Annotated in this window: 1 protein-coding gene; it reads right to left on the bottom strand. The window is 39.2% G+C overall.

Going from position 1 to position 1,465, the window contains the following annotated elements:
- Positions 1 to 1,336: transcriptional regulator (locus ACT3QP_RS14755; RefSeq protein ID WP_444526022.1), on the bottom strand; the 1,336-nt coding region annotated here is incomplete at its 3' end.
- Positions 1,337 to 1,465: the final 129 nt, after the last annotated feature.

Below are 1,465 nucleotides of genomic sequence, written 5' to 3'. Positions count from 1 at the left end.
CTGTTTCACCGATGCGCGTCTCTGTTTCGTGTTCGCACTGCATTTGTTCTTTTTCGGAGGCTATCGTAGATATCCCTAATGAAAAACGCGTACTATTATCCAAACCCTCTTGGCCCACTCTAAGATTAGACACATCACCCAGCTCATAACCAATCGCCAAACCCAAATCGTCGGTTTGAATACCAAATCTATCGTTAAGCTTTTCTAGTGATAGGTTAAAGCTGCTTCTAATACCGCCTGACGCCTCAGTGCCAACTTCCACTGTCTTTAGTCTGTCTGTCTGTTTATTACTACCTTCGCAGATAATGGCATGCATGCAGTCGCCAATAAAACGAACCCGCTTACCTTTGAAATCAGTATTGATGCAATCATCCATCTCTGATCTGATTACGTGCAAACAGCGGACAATGTTCTTTTTACCTTGCTCTGAACCCATATTGACGTTTACATAGTTTGTAAATCCATCAATATCGGCATACAAAGAAACCAACTCCTGTCTTTTAGCCGTCTTATAGTAGTACTTATTAAAGTCAAAATCCTCTAAAGGTGATGCTGCCCGCGAGAACTGAAAATCTTTTAATAGTTTAGGCTCAGGCGCGTTCTCGTTAACACTCTCAAGGGACAAACCATTCGGTAGCGTTGTGCGCTCAACTGATAATTTGATCTCATCAGAAGTCAACGCTGATGTCTTTGTTTTGTCAGCAGCCACTTTGGACAGTTCAAGAACATCCCTTGCATTAGCAGTGAGGTAAATCCCTTTTTTGTCACCTGCAGCATGCTTTGCAGCATGATTGGCGGGGTTACCTAAAAACAAAGGCTCTTTATTCTTGGCTCGGCCATTATTAACAGCTAAAGCGATACCAGAATCGATACCCACTCTGATCGTCGCTGCATCGATGTAATTGTCGTTACTATCTTGTTTCTGCTGAGCGACGGCATCAATAATCAAATCACTAAGGGCAACGGCTATATCTAAGCGCTCTTTCTCATTATCATAAGGCTTTGTGACGACGGCATGTAGGCGCTGATTGTGGAAGTCTACAAATAAAGACTCGGACTCATCCAATATGTATCTGATGGTTCTAAAATGTGAATCGAAGAATCTAATAGCCCTTTTATGTGAAGTTTCATTCTCATCACCATCTTTGACCAATAGATCTTCAAGATTTAAAATATCAACATAGATATGAACAGCATCCATTTCATAGGCTTTGTTGACAGGTATCTTATCCAAATCCATCTTACGAGTATAATTTGCTATTTCAACATCTTTTACTGAGTCACATAGCTTATCTATATGACTTTCCGCTCTATCTACATCCCAAATGTAATGCATTTTATATCCTTATTTTAAATGATTAGTTTTGATATATATGGTTGCTAATAAACAAATTTTCAATATTAAGAGAAGATACTTTTCACTTGAGCTTAAGATATAATTTATCGTATTTGATAGTCTACTTTC

The organism is Psychrobacter sp. AOP7-B1-24, assembly GCF_052376215.1.
Lineage (GTDB): Bacteria > Pseudomonadota > Gammaproteobacteria > Pseudomonadales > Moraxellaceae > Psychrobacter.
The sequence above is the reverse complement of the archived record's forward strand: the minus strand, read 5'-3'. Positions and strand labels throughout refer to the sequence as shown.